Annotated in this window: 16 protein-coding genes; 12 read left to right on the top strand and 4 right to left on the bottom strand. The window is 33.9% G+C overall.

Annotated elements, in window-relative coordinates; all coding sequences use genetic code 11:
• Positions 1–23 precede the first annotated feature (23 nt).
• The gene (locus CP370_RS02675) at positions 24–422 is read left to right on the top strand and encodes a rhodanese-like domain-containing protein (protein WP_004893756.1); all 399 of its coding nucleotides are present in this window, start codon (positions 24–26) and stop codon (positions 420–422) included.
• Positions 423–468: 46 nt separating this feature from the next.
• On the opposite strand, the gene CP370_RS02670 is transcribed toward CP370_RS02675, so the two are convergent.
• The gene (locus CP370_RS02670; RefSeq protein WP_012846494.1) at positions 469–648 is read right to left on the bottom strand and encodes a DUF3042 family protein; all 180 of its coding nucleotides are present in this window, start codon (positions 646–648) and stop codon (positions 469–471) included.
• Between the two features lie 140 nt (positions 649–788).
• On the opposite strand from CP370_RS02670, the gene miaA reads away from it, so the two are divergent.
• From miaA to CP370_RS02650, 4 genes are all read left to right on the top strand, one after another.
• The gene (gene miaA, locus CP370_RS02665) at positions 789–1,709 is read left to right on the top strand and encodes a tRNA (adenosine(37)-N6)-dimethylallyltransferase MiaA (RefSeq protein WP_087712790.1); all 921 of its coding nucleotides are present in this window, start codon (positions 789–791) and stop codon (positions 1,707–1,709) included.
• A gap of 205 nt (positions 1,710–1,914) precedes the next feature.
• Positions 1,915–3,252, top strand: a complete 1,338-nt coding sequence (locus CP370_RS02660; protein WP_012846492.1) for a glutamine synthetase family protein — start codon at positions 1,915–1,917, stop codon at positions 3,250–3,252.
• Positions 3,253–3,359: 107 nt separating this feature from the next.
• Entirely contained in the window at positions 3,360–4,529 is a 1,170-nt protein-coding gene (locus CP370_RS02655; RefSeq protein WP_087283892.1) for an MFS transporter, read from the top strand.
• 13 nt (positions 4,530–4,542) lie between these two features.
• A complete protein-coding gene (locus CP370_RS02650; RefSeq protein ID WP_087712791.1) occupies positions 4,543–5,355 on the top strand; it encodes a Cof-type HAD-IIB family hydrolase in 813 nt (270 codons plus the stop codon).
• Positions 5,356–5,403: 48 nt separating this feature from the next.
• Here CP370_RS02650 and CP370_RS02645 read toward each other — a convergent pair whose 3' ends face one another.
• Entirely contained in the window at positions 5,404–5,700 is a 297-nt protein-coding gene (locus CP370_RS02645) for a hypothetical protein (RefSeq protein ID WP_087712792.1), read from the bottom strand.
• A 74-nt stretch (positions 5,701–5,774) separates the two neighbouring features.
• On the opposite strand from CP370_RS02645, the gene CP370_RS02640 reads away from it, so the two are divergent.
• The 4 genes from CP370_RS02640 (at position 5,775) to CP370_RS02625 (ending at position 10,388) form a co-directional block, all read left to right on the top strand.
• Entirely contained in the window at positions 5,775–6,719 is a 945-nt protein-coding gene (locus CP370_RS02640; RefSeq protein ID WP_087712793.1) for an alpha/beta hydrolase, read from the top strand.
• Positions 6,720–6,843: 124 nt separating this feature from the next.
• Entirely contained in the window at positions 6,844–8,010 is a 1,167-nt protein-coding gene (locus CP370_RS02635; protein ID WP_087712794.1) for a thiolase family protein, read from the top strand.
• Entirely contained in the window at positions 7,988–9,223 is a 1,236-nt protein-coding gene (locus tag CP370_RS02630) for a hydroxymethylglutaryl-CoA reductase, degradative (protein WP_012846486.1), read from the top strand. Before CP370_RS02635 ends, CP370_RS02630 begins: the two co-directional genes overlap by 23 nt.
• A gap of 1 nt (position 9,224) precedes the next feature.
• On the top strand, positions 9,225–10,388 hold the full coding sequence (locus CP370_RS02625; RefSeq protein WP_012846485.1) for a hydroxymethylglutaryl-CoA synthase: 1,164 nt from the start codon (positions 9,225–9,227) through the stop codon (positions 10,386–10,388).
• A 310-nt stretch (positions 10,389–10,698) separates the two neighbouring features.
• Here CP370_RS02625 and rlmD read toward each other — a convergent pair whose 3' ends face one another.
• Positions 10,699–12,078: a 23S rRNA (uracil(1939)-C(5))-methyltransferase RlmD gene (gene rlmD, locus CP370_RS02620; RefSeq protein ID WP_180706986.1), complete on the bottom strand. Its 1,380-nt coding sequence runs from the start codon at positions 12,076–12,078 to the stop codon at positions 10,699–10,701.
• Positions 12,079–12,206: 128 nt separating this feature from the next.
• Here rlmD and recX point away from each other — a divergent pair, with 128 nt between their 5' ends.
• From recX to CP370_RS02605, 3 genes are read left to right on the top strand one after another with little or no spacing between them, the layout of a single operon-like run.
• Positions 12,207–13,022: a recombination regulator RecX gene (recX, locus tag CP370_RS02615; RefSeq protein ID WP_087712796.1), complete on the top strand. Its 816-nt coding sequence runs from the start codon at positions 12,207–12,209 to the stop codon at positions 13,020–13,022.
• Positions 13,023–13,058: 36 nt separating this feature from the next.
• Positions 13,059–13,649 (top strand): DUF402 domain-containing protein, encoded by a 591-nt coding sequence (locus tag CP370_RS02610; protein WP_004893791.1) that lies wholly within the window; start codon positions 13,059–13,061, stop codon positions 13,647–13,649.
• A complete protein-coding gene (locus tag CP370_RS02605; RefSeq protein WP_012846482.1) occupies positions 13,621–14,118 on the top strand; it encodes a hypothetical protein in 498 nt (165 codons plus the stop codon). Before CP370_RS02610 ends, CP370_RS02605 begins: the two co-directional genes overlap by 29 nt.
• Here the strand turns inward: CP370_RS02605 and CP370_RS02600 are convergent, their stop codons facing one another.
• Positions 14,119–14,580, bottom strand: coding sequence for a hypothetical protein (locus CP370_RS02600; protein WP_004893795.1), 462 nt, complete (start codon positions 14,578–14,580; stop codon positions 14,119–14,121).
• Positions 14,581–14,609: the final 29 nt, after the last annotated feature.

Below are 14,609 nucleotides of genomic sequence, written 5' to 3'. Positions count from 1 at the left end.
TCTTATATAGGGGTAAGTAATTAATGAATATTTTTGGGATTATCAACATTATCTTAATCATCATTATTTTGGCTTTTGCTTTGAGTTGGCTTTGGACATGGATCCAATCAAAGAGAGTCGGTGGTGCATTAACTAATGAAGAATTTGAAAAGGGAAAGCGAAAAGCACAAATTATTGATGTACGCGAAAAAAATCCTTTTAAAAAAGAACATATTCTAGGAGCACGTAATATTCCTTATACAATGTTCAAATATCAATATCAAGAAATTCGTCCAGATTTACCAGTTTATCTTTATTCTGATTCAAATGCCTTGACGGTAAGAGCAGCCCGCTTTTTACAAAAGAAGGGCTATGAAAAGATATACTGGTTAAAAGACGGTTTTGAAAAATGGGATGGTCAAACTAAGGCCTCTAAATATTAAAAGAGAGATCAACACCTTTTTACAGTGATTAATCTCTCTTTTTTATTTAGCCTTGGTGAGATGAGTAGCTCTTTCTGTTGGCTTTAATTCTATTTTGTTCAATTCTGTCAGCTTCTTTTTGCTCAGGTTCTACTACCTTTTTCTTGTAAGTAGCAAGTCCTGCTGCAAGTGCACCAACAGTTGCTAAAACACCAGTTACAACACCGGCACCGAAATTCTTTGCCATACAAATGCCTCCCTAAAAAATATTTATCACTTCAAATTTTAGCAATAATTCTTAATTCAATAAAGACTTTTGCTATATTAACTCTGAAGAAAGAGGAGATTTTTGTTAGAATTGATACCAAGAAAATAAGAGGATTTTATATGCAAAAAATTATTGTACTAATTGGCCCAACTGGAATCGGAAAAACAGACCTAGCCTTAGATTTAGCTCCAAAAATTAATGCAGAAATTATTTCGGGTGATTCAATGCAAATCTATCAAGAGGTAAGCATCGGTACGGCTAAGCCAACAGATGAAGAACTAAAACGAGTAAAACACTATTTAATTAATCAACGTTCAATTTTTGAAGAATATTCCGTTAAAGATTTTGTTGTTGAAGGTACCAAAGCAGTAGATAGAATTGTGGCAGACCGGGCCATTCCATTAGTTGTTGGTGGAACAGGCTTTTATATTAATGCCTTGGTCAACCAGCTTCAACTGGGTGAGCCAGGGGAGTATCAAACAAGCGTTGATCCACAATGGGAAGAATATCTAAAAGAGAATGGAGAAAATAAATTGTGGGATCTTCTTCAAGTGAAAGATCCAGCCGCAGCAGAAAAAATTGCGCCGCAAAATAGTCGTCGTACTCTTAGAGCATTAACAGTAATTAGTAGAACCGGTAAATTGTTTAGTGAACAACAACGAAAGATTAATCCGCGATATGATGCTCTAATTCTTGGATTAAATAGTGATCGAGAAGAAGTCTATCAGAGAATAAATATGCGTGTAGATAAAATGATGGAGCATGGTTTACTCCAAGAAGCAAAGTTTATCTATGAAAATAGGTCTCGTGAACATCAGATAATTCAAGCTATTGGATATAAAGAATTCTTTCCCTATTTTTCTGGAGAAAAGACTTTAGATGAATGTGTGAATAAACTAAAACAAGCTTCTCGAAAATATGCTAAACGTCAATTGACATATTTCAAACACCAATTACCTGTTGTTTGGCTTGATCCTTTGCAAGATAAAAAAGTATCTGAAAAGGCTCTTAGAAAAATAAATGAATTTTTAAACAAATAAAAAATTTATGGTTATAATAGTGTATTATTAGTATTCTTTATAACAATTAATTTAAAATATAGCTAAAGAAATATTAATATTTATTGACGAGACCAATTTGGTCTGCTATTGTATTCAATGTGCATAAGCACAAGTAGTGAATAGATTTTTGAGGACTATACCACTTTTGAAATTGGACTATAGTTCTTTAGAATAGGTGTGTACAATGAGTAAAACTATTACTGCAGAAGATATTAAAAAGAGTGTTAAAGATAACGATGTTCGTTTTCTAAGATTAGCCTTTACCGATATTAACGGAACATCTAAAGCCGTTGAAGTTCCAACTAGCCAATTGGATAAAGTTTTAACTAATGATATTCGTTTTGACGGTTCTTCAATTGATGGCTTTGTTCGTCTAGAGGAAAGTGACATGGTTTTATACCCAGACTTTTCTACTTGGGCAGTTTTGCCGTGGGGAGATGAAAAGGGTGGAAAGATCGGTCGCTTAGTATGTTCAGTTCACAAGACAAATGGTGAACCTTTCGAAGGTGACCCAAGAAACAACTTAAAGCGTGTGCTTAAAGAAATGGAAGAAATGGGCTTCTCAGATTTCGATATTGGTTTTGAAGCTGAATTCCACCTCTTCAAACTAGGTGAAGATGGTAATTGGACTACTGAAGTTCCAGATCACGCATCATACTTTGACATGACTTCAGATGATGAAGGTGCAAGATGTCGTCGTGATATTGTTGAAACTTTAGAAAATATTGGTTTTGAAGTTGAAGCAGCTCACCACGAAGTAGGTGACGGTCAACAAGAAATCGACTTTAGATTTGATGATGCTTTAACTACTGCTGACCGTGTTCAAACATTTAAGATGGTTGTTCGTGAAGTAGCAAGAAAGCATGGTTTGTATGCAACATTTATGGCTAAGCCTGTAGAAGGTCAAGCTGGAAATGGAATGCACACTAATATGTCTTTATTTAAAGATGGTAAAAACGTCTTCTATGATAAAGATGGTGAATTCCACTTATCAGATACAGCTCTTTATTTCTTAAATGGAATTTTGGAACATGCCCGTGCAATTACAGCAATTGGTAATCCAACTGTTAACTCATATAAACGTCTAATTCCTGGTTTTGAGGCTCCTGTTTATATTTCGTGGGCTTCTAAGAACCGTTCACCACTTGTTCGTATTCCAGATGCTGAAGAAATTAACACTCGTCTAGAAATGCGCTCAGCTGATCCAACTGCTAATCCATATCTTCTCCTTGCAGCTTGTTTAACTGCTGGACTAAATGGTATTAAAGAGGCTAAGAAGCCAATGGCTCCTATTACTTCTAATGTTTTTGAAATGTCTGAAGAAGAAAGAGCTAAGCGAGGTATTAAACCACTTCCATCTACTTTGCATAATGCTGTAAAAGCTTTTAAGGCTGACCCACTAATTCAAGAAGCTTTAGGTGAACATTTGACTCAAAGCTTTATTGATTCTAAGAACCTTGAATGGTCTAAATACACTCAATCAGTTTCTGATTGGGAAAGAGACCGTTACATGGGGTATTAATTAAGTAATATAAACTAAAAAGCCAGTTGATTTATTCAACTGGCTTTTTTGCTTAAAGTAAAAGTATGATAAAGTTAAAAGTGATAATGCTAGATAGGAGTAAAAAATTGAAACAGAAGCAATCAATTTATACTAAAGACGTTATTCTGGTTATGGCCGCGTCTTTCTTTTTTATGTTCTCAGTAATGTTTGTAACACCCTTGATTAATGGCTATGCAATCAGTTTAGGTGCTAGTGCGGTATTTGCCGGTGTGATAACAGGGATTATGAGTGTAGTTTCAATGTTCTTAAGACCGGTAGCTGGTAATTTAACTGACCGTTTTTCAAAGTATAGTTTGTCTTTTATTGGAGGAGTATTAATTTTAATTGGGGTGGCAGGCTACTGTTTTTCTCCTTCGGGAAATTGGCTCTTAATTTTTAGGTTAATTAATGGTACTGGTTTTGTGCTCGCAACAGTTTGTATGACTACATGGTTAGCATTTCTGGTTCCTCGGAGTCATGTTGGAGAAGCAATGGGATTTTATGGGTTGATGAATGCTCTAGCCATGGCTCTTGCACCAGCTTTAGCTATTAACTTGTATAAAATAATTGGCTATAAGTCAGCTCTTTGGCTCGCTGTACTTGCAGCACTATTAATGATTGTTTCTATTCAATTTGTTGGAAACCATGCTAAGCTTAAAATTACTAATAATAAAAATAAAAAAATAAAAATCATTCAAAAAGATGCTATTCCTGTAGCGTTATTAACTACTTTTTTTGCGATTCCATATTTTATTACACAAGCCGACATTGTAGTGTATGTTGAAAGACAGCATTTTTCAATTGCTGTAGGTTATTTTTTTGTAATTTATGCGATCGCCTTATTATTAATTAGAATTGGTTTAAAAAAGTATTTTGATTTAATTTGCTTTGGCTTTTGGTTCTGGCTAAGTTTAGTTGCGATGATTTTATTTTTAATTATTGCTACTTTTATGGTCAATAACTGGTTAATGGGATTAGCTGCAATTATGCTTTCGATTGGATATGGGGTTATTTACTCTGTTAATCAGTCTACCGCTTTGATGTTAGCTCCAATTGAAGAACAAGGGTTAGCTAGTTCGACTTTTTATTTGGGCCTTGATATAGGAATGGCAGCAGGTCCAATGATCGGTGGTGTGACTGCTCAAAATCTAGCTCCAGACTACTTTTACCCAGTTTTATTGGTTATTGTGCCAATTATTTTAATTATTTACTTTATATATCGTAAGAAATTAAATGGTGCCTTAAATCACCGTTAGTAAGGAGAAAAATATGACTATTCCTTTTAAAGCTGTTGCGGTTGATATGGATGGAACATTTTTAAACGATCAAAGAAACTATGACCATGATTTGTTTGCTCAAGTTTTAAATAAATTAGAAAAAAGTAATATTCAATTTATTGTAGCTAGTGGTCGTCCATTTGCTCGTTTAAAAAATGACTTTTCTGAATTTATTGATCGCGTAGATTTCGTGACTGCTAATGGTTCTCGACTAATTGTTGAAGGAAAAGAAGTGGCTGTTGAAGGATTAACTAAAAAGCAGACCATTGATTTAATTAATTTTGTCCATCATACCTATGGAAGTATGGCGACAATGGCCTATGGCAGGGAGACAGCATATATTGGAACTGAAGCACCAGCAAAAGATAAAGAATTTTTGCAGTACTTCGCTAAAGAAAGTGTAGAAATCAGTGATTGGCAAGAGTTACCTGATGATACCTTTATTGAATTGACTTTTCATCATGATAGTAAAATAGCTGGAGAGATTGAGAAAAAATTTAATGAGCAATATGGGAATATTGTGACTACTTTTGCTTCAAATCCAGTAGCTATTGATGCTGTTAAACATGGGATTAATAAGGCAACTGGATTGAAAAAGTTACTGGCTTATTTTGAGTTGACAAGTGAAGATTTAATTGCTTTCGGTGATAGTGGTAATGATATTCCAATGCTAGATTTTGCAAAATATAGCTATGCAATGGAAAATGGGATGGCTATTGCAAAAGAACATGCAAAGTATTTGGCTCCTAGCAATAATGACAATGGAGTTTTGAGAGTTTTAAATGAATATTTAGATAAAAATTAGGGATGAGCAAAAAAGATGTAGATTTTTTCTACATCTTTTTTTGCTATCTTATAAAATATAAACCTGTCCCTTTACTAAGTTTATTTTGATACCAAAAATTTTACTTTTTTCGTTTGTATTCTTCGTACATACATAGATAGGAAGATGGTTAGACTTTAATTTGCCCAGTAAATGGTTAATTTGAGCAATTGTTTTAGTATTTTCTCCTGTATATAAAAGGCATCGATCTCCGTCAATTTGGACTTTACTGATTGGATCAATTACGCCATTTTTCTTATTTTGATAAAAAAATTGAAAATTAGGATGGAGATCAGAAATTAAAATTAAGAAATCATCTAAATACATAGATCTTTATCCTCTCTTGATTTCTATATTTTTTATAGATAATATAGATTATATTTTAGAACCGAGGTCTTCTAATGAAGCTGAAGAGTAAAAAAATAAAAATAGCTATTATCTCTATTTTAGCAGTTTGTGGTATTTTTTTAGCTGCAGGCCTATATTTCTATCAGGTTGCTGTTGTTCCAGGACATAAAACTTTTATTAACAATGATACTAAGCTAGTTAAAACTGACCCACTATACAAGGAAAAAAAGTGGTATCAAAATGTGCATAAACAAAAGTGGATTATGAAATCAGCAGATGATAATTTAAGGTTAGATGCAAATTATATTCCAGTAAATAATTCTAAAAAGACAGTTATTGTCCTGCACGGTTTTATGAATAATAAAGATACAATGGGAGCTTATGCTGCTATGTTTCACAAACTAGGCTACAATGTTCTATTACCGGATGCACGTGGTCATGGACAAAGTGAAGGAAACTATATTGGGTATGGTTGGCGTGAAAAAGTAGATGTTAAAAAATGGGCTGAAAAAGTTATTAAAAGGAATGGAAATAAGAGTCAGATTGCTATCTTTGGTGTAAGTATGGGTGGTGCTACAACAATGATGTCAAGTGGACTAAAAATGCCTAAACAAGTAAAAGCTTATATTGAGGATTGTGGCTACACTAATGTTAAGGATGAGATAGAACATGAAGCAGAAGACTTATATCATTTTCCGGCTTTTCCCCGTTTTCCTTTAGTTGAAGTTTTAAGTGGAATAACTAGAATTAGAGCAGGTTACTTTTTAAAAGATGCTAGTAGCGTAAAACAAGTTGCTAAAAATAAAAGACCAATATTGTTTATTCATGGTGCTAAAGATACTTTTGTACCAACACAGATGGTCTATCAAAACTATAAGGCAGCAAATGGTCCAAAAGAACTTTGGGTTGTTACCGGAGCTAAACACGCTAAATCATTTGCGACTCACCCGATTCAATATCAGGAAAAAGTAAATAAGTTTTTGAATAAGTATATGTAAAAGATTGCTAAGATTGTTTAGCAATCTTTTTTTAGAATTGATTAAAAAAAATTATACTTTATACATTTGATGAAGGTCGTGAGCTATCATGTTAATAGAATAATTTTTATTAAGAGGTGGAAGAGTGTTACAGGATGTTTATATAGTAGGAATGAATCGAATTCCTTTTGGTAAGTATCGTGGATTTTATAAGGATAAAAGTGCTGTTGACCTAGGAGTGTTAGCACTTAAGGGATTATTGAAAAAGAATATTGTTCCACAAAATAAAATAGATAGCATTTTGGTGGGAAATGTATTAAGTGCTGGGCTAGGTCAAAATGTCGCTCGACAAATAGCTTTAAAATCAGGTTTACCTGAATCTGTAGTGGGTACTAGCGTAGACGATGTTTGTGGTTCAAGTTTAAAGGCATTACGGTTTGCTCAAGGTCAAATGCTTCTAGGAGATTCTCAAATTGCAATTGCAGGTGGGGCAGAAAGTATGACAAATGCACCACTTTTACTTGATAAAAGTAAAAAGCATGATAAAAATCCAGCATACCAAGATAGTTTAATGATAGATGGAATTGGGGATGCTTATTCGAGAAAGCCAATGGGAATTACAGCTGAGAATGTAGCTGATAAATACCATATTACGCGTCAAGATATGGATGAATTTGCGCGTGATTCCCACGCCAAGGCTTATGCAGCTCAAGAGAACAACTGGTTTGAGGAAGAGTATGCACCAATTGAACTCGATGGTAATGTTCTTGATCATGATGAAACCATTCGACCAGATTCTAGTTTAGAAGCATTAGGGCAATTAAAACCTGTATTTAAAGAAAATGGACGAGTTACGGCTGGTAATTCTTCTCCGCTAACTGATGGTGCAAGTATGTTGTTATTATCTAATCAACAAAAATTAGATGAGTTAAATTTAACCCCATTAGCATACCTAGGTGCCTATGCAGAAATTGGCTGTGATCCTGCCTATATGGGCTATGCGCCATACTTTGCCATTAAAGAATTACTTACAAAAACTAATAGTACAATTGAAGATTACGATCTTATTGAAATTAATGAAGCTTTTGCAGCTCAAGCATATGCTGTAGCCCGTGATCTAAATATTCCAAAAGAAAAATTAAATATCGCTGGAGGAGCAATTAGTTTAGGACATCCGCTTGGTGCAACCGGTACGCGCTTGGTAATGAGTGCAGTAAATGGTTTGCGCAAAATTAATGGTCGAAGAGCAATTGTATCTCTATGTATCGGCGGTGGCCAAGGAATCGCATATGAAATTAGAAGAATCATCTAAAAAGAAATTTTATCAATGGCTGCCAGAGGAAAGAAGAGCCTTTTTAACCGAAAAAGGAATTAAACTAAGTGAGATTGATTCTGAAACTTTGGAAAGACTAGATAAACTTAGTGAAAATGTAATTGGTCAAGTCCGTCTTCCTCTTGGTGTGCTTCCCAAGTTAATAGTTAACGGGAAAGATTATCAAGTACCAATGGCCGTAGAAGAACCATCCGTTGTTGCAGCAGCAAACCATGCAGCTAAAATTTTTAATCAAAATGGTGGAGCAGTAGCTGATAGTAAACGAAATGGAATATATGGTCAAATTGTTTTAGAGGTAACCGATAATTTTGATTTAACTAAGTTTACTACTGAATTTTCTCAATTAATTAGATTAGCTAATAAAAAATTCGTTAGCTTAGTTAAGCATGGTGGAGGAGTTCGTAAAATTGAAGCTTCTCAAAAAGAAAATTTAGTTTTTCTTAGAGTTTTGGTTGACCCAGCAGAAGCTATGGGAGCTAATAAGACAAATGCTATTTTAGAATTTTTAGGAAATGAATTAGAGAAGCAGCCAGATATTGAACAAACTCTGTATGCAATTTTGTCTAATTATCCTACGCAATTGACTAGTGCTAAAGTAAGTCTTTCAATTGACAGTGTAGGAGGATTAAAAGTTGCTAAAAAGATAGCTTTATTAAGTAAAATAGGACAAGCAGATATTTACCGGGCAGTGACTAATAATAAAGGAATTATGAATGGTATTGATAGTGTATTAGTTGCAACTGGTAATGATTATCGCGGAGTTGAAGCAGCAACTGCTGTTTGGGCTAATAAAAATGGTGCCTATACATCTTTGAGTAAGTGGAAAATTGAAGAAGATAGATTAGTGGGGACTGTAACAGTTCCCTTAGCAATAGGTGTAGTAGGTGGTTCAATTAAGGCTCGTCGAGACATTCAGCAAAGCTTTAGTTTATTAGGTAATATATCTGCCAAGCAACTAGCAGAAGTTATTGCGACCACAGGCTTAGCAAATAACTTTTCAGCTCTTTTAGCAATTTCTACTAAGGGAATTCAAGCTGGGCATATGAAATTGCAGGCGAGAAATTTAGTAGCAACCTTAAAAGCTAGTAAAGGTGAAAAAGCAATAGTTTTAAAAAAATTGCAGGAAAGTAAAAAATATACTCAAGAAGCAGCTTTTGAATTTTTAAACAAAATAAGAAAGGATCAAAAATAAGATGAAGGTTGGAATTGATCAAATTGGATATTTTACTCCAAATAAGTATGTTGATATGGTGGATTTAGCCCATGCTAGGAATCAAGATCCAAATAAATTTTTAATTGGAATTGGACAGAAAAAAATGAGCGTTGCAGATCCAACTCAAGATGCAGTTTCAATGGGAATTAATGCAACTCTACGCTATATCGATAAGATTGATAAATCAAAAGTAGGACTTTTGATTTTTGGTACTGAAAGTAGTGTGGATCAATCTAAATCTGGTTCTTTATTTGTAAAATCGGCATTAGGGTTAGATCCTACTGTGAGAGCTTTTGAAGTTAAGGAAGCATGTTTTGGCTTAACTGCTGGCTTAATGATTGCCCAAGATTTTGTACGACTTCATCCTGATCAAACTGCTATTGTTATCGGCAGTGATATTGCTCGCTATGGGGTTAATACTGCTGGTGAAGTTACTCAAGGAGCTGGCAGTGTTAGTTTATTAATTTCTAATAATCCAAGACTTTTAGAATTAAATGAAGGCCATAGTGCTTATAGTGAGGATATCAATGATTTCTGGCGGCCTAACTATTCTAAAACAGCCAAGGTAGATGGAAAGTATTCTACTCAAGTTTACTTAGACTTTTTCAAACATACTTTTTCTGCTTACAAAGAACAAAAGAATCTTGAAACAAAAGATTTTGCTGCTATTGTCTACCACTTACCTTTTACTAAGATGGGATTAAAGGCAAATAGATTAGCTGTTGAGGGAACGGATGAAGAAACAAATGCCCGTTTAATGGACAGCTTTACTGCAGCTAAAGAATTGAATGCAAATGTAGGTAATATTTACACTGGATCGTTATACTTGAGTCTACTTAGTTTACTTGAAAACGGTAGGTTAAAAGCTGGAGACTTAGTCGGTCTATTTTCTTATGGTTCAGGTGCAATGGCTGAATTTTATTCCGCAAATGTAGTTGAAGGCTATGAAAAACAACTTGATAAGGTTGGAGATAAAGCTTTATTAGATAATCGAAGCAAGCTTAGTGTTGCCGAATATGAGGAAATCTTTTCTGCAGGTTTGGAAGATCCAGAAAATAATGTTGAGCTTATCAGTGATGAAGAAACTGGTAGATATTATTTTGCTGGTGTTCGTAATGATATCCGCCAATATCAAGTTAAATAACTTGTATTCGCTTACATAGTTGCTATAATAAGATGTGTGGATAGGTAGAATAATATTGTAAATAGTTTTTATCTCCAGATTGTAGTGTTTTAAAGACAAGATTCTCTTAGTAAGATCAAATAGTCGTTATTCAATACAGATGCAAACAAGTGATGTTGATCAAGTCATAATATCAAACCCAGATACTGACGTTATGGCGCTAGATAGTATTTACCTCATCCACTTGAAAAAAGGTTGTAGACTAGGCAGTCTACAACCTTTTTTATAAGCACAAAAAAAGCAGTCACATCGACTGCTTAAATTAATATAATTACTTATTTTTTCTTAAAACTAGTTTGGTAACGCCTTCCCAACGTGGTGTTTGTGGCATCATATCAACCGGTTGAATTACCCTAACATCATAAGCTTCACTTAGAAGAACTAAATCTTTTGCAAGAGTAGCTGGGTTACAAGAAACATAAACAAAGGTTTCAGGTTTTACTTCAAGTAGAGTTTTAATTAACTTTTTGCTTAATCCCGTACGTGGTGGGTCGACAATTAATGCATTAATTGGAACACCTTGATTTTTTAATTCTGGAAGTAATTTTTCTACATTTCCTTGAATATATTCCGCATTTCTTACATGATTTAAGCGGCAGTTTTCTTGAGCATCGATTACGGCTTCAGGAATGGATTCAATTCCAATAACCTGTCTTACTTGATCGCTAGCTAAGATTCCTAAAGTACCAACGCCCGCATAAGCATCGATCAAAGTTTGATCAGGAGTTAAGTCAAGATATTTAAGGGCTTCTGAGTAAAGAGTAGTAGTTTGTTCAGGGTTAAGCTGGAAAAATGCGCGTGGTGAAAGCTTAAATTTTTTACCTAGTATTTCTTCTGTAATATGTGACTTTCCGAATAATTTAATAGTTTTATTGCCCCAAACTTGAGGATTTTGCCATTGAGTTTCATTTTGGAAAACGGAAACTACATTCGGAAGTTTCATAATATGACTAGCAAGTAACTTGAGATCTTTAATTTTTTTACCAATTGTAATTAAAGTTACCTGAATTTCACCAGTAGCATTGCTTTGACGAACGGCAATGGTTTTAATTCCATCGGTATGACGTCTAAAGTCGGCAATTCGGATGTGAAGTTTATCGATTAGTTTCTTAATTTCACGTTCTACTTTTTGAGTCTCTTTTGTTTGAGTAGGCATATCAGGCAGGTCAATAAGACGACGGGAATTAGGAGCATAGAGACCAAGTTTACTCTTCCCCTTATTAAATTCAATTTGATATTGAGCTTTATTTCGATAATTCCAAGCGTTTGGTGCAGGAATTGTCTTTTTGACTTTATATTTAATATAGTCTCTTGGATGATATTTTCTAAGCGATTCTAGAATTAGGTGCTGTTTAAATTCAAGTTGTTTTAGATAAGAAAGGTGTGCGAGTTCTAGCCCACCAACTGCAGGATCAACTCCTTTAGGAAAGGTAACTCTGTCAGGAGATTTTTCTTTAATTCTTACTAATTCACCTTCCAGATAGTGTGGATGGCGATCAACTATCTTAGCAACAACTATCTCATTTGGAAGCGCACCAGGAATAAAAATAATTTTCTTTTTATAGTATCCAATACCTTCGCCATTAATACCCAAGCGTTTAATAGTGATGATAATATTTTTTTCTTGTTTGTTTTTAGTAAATTTTGTCAAAATAAGGCCCTCATTTCGATTGATTCATGAAAAAAGTGTCACAATAAGCATAAGCGTTATTTTCAAGTGATACAAGTATTTAATTTATTATAATATAGAAGAAATAAAAAAATTAAGAAGGTGTGATAATGCCAATTATTACTAAGATTAGTACGCAAAAGCGGCAGGGACGCTATAATATTTTTATTGATAACGAATATGCCTTCAGTGTCAGTGAAAGAACATTAGCTGAAAAAAGACTGTTAAAAGGAACTGAACTAAGACTTGAAGATATTGAAAAAATAAAAAAAGCTGAAGCAGATAGTCATGCGCTCCAGCTAGCTATGTCTTATTTAAGCTATCAGCCGCGTAGTGTATATGAAGTTTTAACTTATTTAAATAAGCAGGGGATTAGTCCAGAAGCTAGTCAAAGTGCTATAGAAAACTTAATAGAATTAAATTATCTTGATGATAATAATTTTGCACGCTTATTTATCCAGAATAACCTTAGAGTAGGAAAAGATGGCCCAAGATCAATTAGTAGTAAATTAAAACAAAAAGGTGTAGCTAACGATATTATTCAGGATTCTCTTTATGAAATAGATGATGAAGAATGGATAGAAGCTGGTATGCGCTTAATACATTCAATTGGTCATCAAGTAGGAAAAATGTCGTATAAAGAAATTAAGCAAAAAGCGCTAAAAAAACTACAAACACATGGTTTTAACCAAGAGCTAGGAGAACTTGTAGTTGATCAGTTAGACTTAGAAAGTACAGAAGATGATCAACTAGAGGCTTTGAAAAAACAAGGAATTAAAGCTTGGCGTCGTTATCGAAGAGATGATGACTTTAAGAGACGACAGAAAGTTAAAAGATACTTATTTCAACATGGTTTTTCCAGTGGAGAGATTGATATTTTTTTAAGTGGTGAAGTAGTAAATTTAGAAGAAATAGATGAATATTAATTTGCTGGTATAATATTTAGTTAGGAGGCGAATATCATGGAGATGCCTCGTGAAGGCGATTATATCGCAATACAAAGTTATAAACATAATGGTACGCTACACCGAAATTGGCGTGACACTATGGTAGTTAAAACAGAACAAAATATTATTATTGGCGTTAATGATCGGACTTTAATTACCGAAGAAGACGGTAGAAAATGGATTAGTCGTGAACCAGCAATTGTTTATTTTCATCGTAAACTTTGGTTTAATGTGATAGCAATGCTTAGGCCAGATGGTGTTGCATACTACGCAAATTTAGCTAGTCCATTTATTTTAGATCGAGAAGCATTAAAATATATCGACTATGATCTAGATATTAAAGTTTTTCCAGATGGAGAAAAAAGACTTCTAGACGCCGATGAGTATGCAATGAACAAAAAACGCTGGCATTATAGCGAAGAGATTGATAGTATTTTGCGTAGTACTAGTTTTGAATTATTAGATTGGATTGATCAAAAGAAGGGACCGTTTGCTAAAAAGTTTGTACAAATTTGGTATGAACGCTATAACCAATTACGTCCTGACTTAGATCGAAGCTTTTTTAAGGGGAGAAAAAATGAAGAAAGAAAAATACTCGGCACATAACTTTATCGGTAAGGTTTTTATGCCAAATCAAATTGACGAAAATAAGACATATACAACCGCTATTCAAGAGATGGAAAATGATCCTGTATTCCAAAAGTTTATCAAAGACAATGGGTATGAAAATGAACGAGCAAGCTTGGTGGTATTTGGACCAGAAAACTTTATGTTTTGGTATGGAATCTTGGCTGATGACAAACAAATGCCTGTTGCAGGATTAAATAAATTTGAATTACCTGCTTCAGAAATTGCAGAAATTGATACACCAGATAGTAATTTAGCTTTCTTTAGCCAACCTTTAAATTTTGTTATTCCTACTTTTTTAGATAAATTGTCAAAAGATGGCATTACTATGTACGAAAATTTAGGCGATAGTGAAAAACCATATGTTTTAGCTAAATTAAACTTAGAAACAAAAGAACTGGCCCAGATTTTATATCTAGATGCCAGTTCTGAAGAAAGTTCAAAATAATTACTTCTGTTTAGGATCAATAGAAAGATTATCATATTCAATATAAGCGCCAATACATGTTGAAATTAGCATGATCAATAAGACTATCCCAACGGAATTGCCAATAATAAAAGATAGTGAGAAGAATTTTCTTACTAAGTCCATGGCAAGCCAGCAGAGGGCAAAGTCAACTAAACAATTACAAATAAGTAGAAATTTACGTCTACGAATACTATAAAAACGTAAAATCTGTTTAAACAAGTTATTTGGTACTTCATCAGAGACTAAATCAAGTGGACGTTGAATAGTGGCCTTAATTGCAAACATAATAATTGTACCAACTAAGGCACCGATAAAACTTCTAAAAATGTCACTAGAATGTCTAACTAAGGCATTATAACAGATACCAACTAGGGTTAAACTGCAAAGATACGGAATTAATAGTAAAAAAGTAAATACTAAGTAGATGTTTTGTTTTTTCATCTATAGGACCCCATTTCTTGTTCCTTATT

Origin of the sequence: Lactobacillus sp. UMNPBX19, assembly GCF_002553805.1 — a bacterium.
Taxonomy (GTDB): Bacteria; Bacillota; Bacilli; order Lactobacillales; family Lactobacillaceae; genus Lactobacillus.
Note: the sequence above shows the minus strand (reverse complement) of the source record. Positions and strands in the feature narration are given on the sequence as shown.

Coding starts and splice junctions, on each gene's coding strand:
- miaA (WP_087712790.1), top strand. CDS start 789: ATGCAAAAAATTATTGTACTAATTGGCCCAACTGGAATCGGAAAAACA.
- CP370_RS02640 (WP_087712793.1), top strand. CDS start 5,775: ATGAAGCTGAAGAGTAAAAAAATAAAAATAGCTATTATCTCTATTTTA.
- CP370_RS02600 (WP_004893795.1), bottom strand. CDS start 14,580: ATGAAAAAACAAAACATCTACTTAGTATTTACTTTTTTACTATTAATT.
- CP370_RS02675 (WP_004893756.1), top strand. CDS start 24: ATGAATATTTTTGGGATTATCAACATTATCTTAATCATCATTATTTTG.
- recX (WP_087712796.1), top strand. CDS start 12,207: ATGCCAATTATTACTAAGATTAGTACGCAAAAGCGGCAGGGACGCTAT.
- CP370_RS02605 (WP_012846482.1), top strand. CDS start 13,621: ATGAAGAAAGAAAAATACTCGGCACATAACTTTATCGGTAAGGTTTTT.
- CP370_RS02625 (WP_012846485.1), top strand. CDS start 9,225: ATGAAGGTTGGAATTGATCAAATTGGATATTTTACTCCAAATAAGTAT.
- CP370_RS02650 (WP_087712791.1), top strand. CDS start 4,543: ATGACTATTCCTTTTAAAGCTGTTGCGGTTGATATGGATGGAACATTT.
- CP370_RS02660 (WP_012846492.1), top strand. CDS start 1,915: ATGAGTAAAACTATTACTGCAGAAGATATTAAAAAGAGTGTTAAAGAT.
- CP370_RS02670 (WP_012846494.1), bottom strand. CDS start 648: ATGGCAAAGAATTTCGGTGCCGGTGTTGTAACTGGTGTTTTAGCAACT.
- CP370_RS02645 (WP_087712792.1), bottom strand. CDS start 5,700: ATGTATTTAGATGATTTCTTAATTTTAATTTCTGATCTCCATCCTAAT.
- CP370_RS02630 (WP_012846486.1), top strand. CDS start 7,988: ATGAAATTAGAAGAATCATCTAAAAAGAAATTTTATCAATGGCTGCCA.
- CP370_RS02610 (WP_004893791.1), top strand. CDS start 13,059: ATGGAGATGCCTCGTGAAGGCGATTATATCGCAATACAAAGTTATAAA.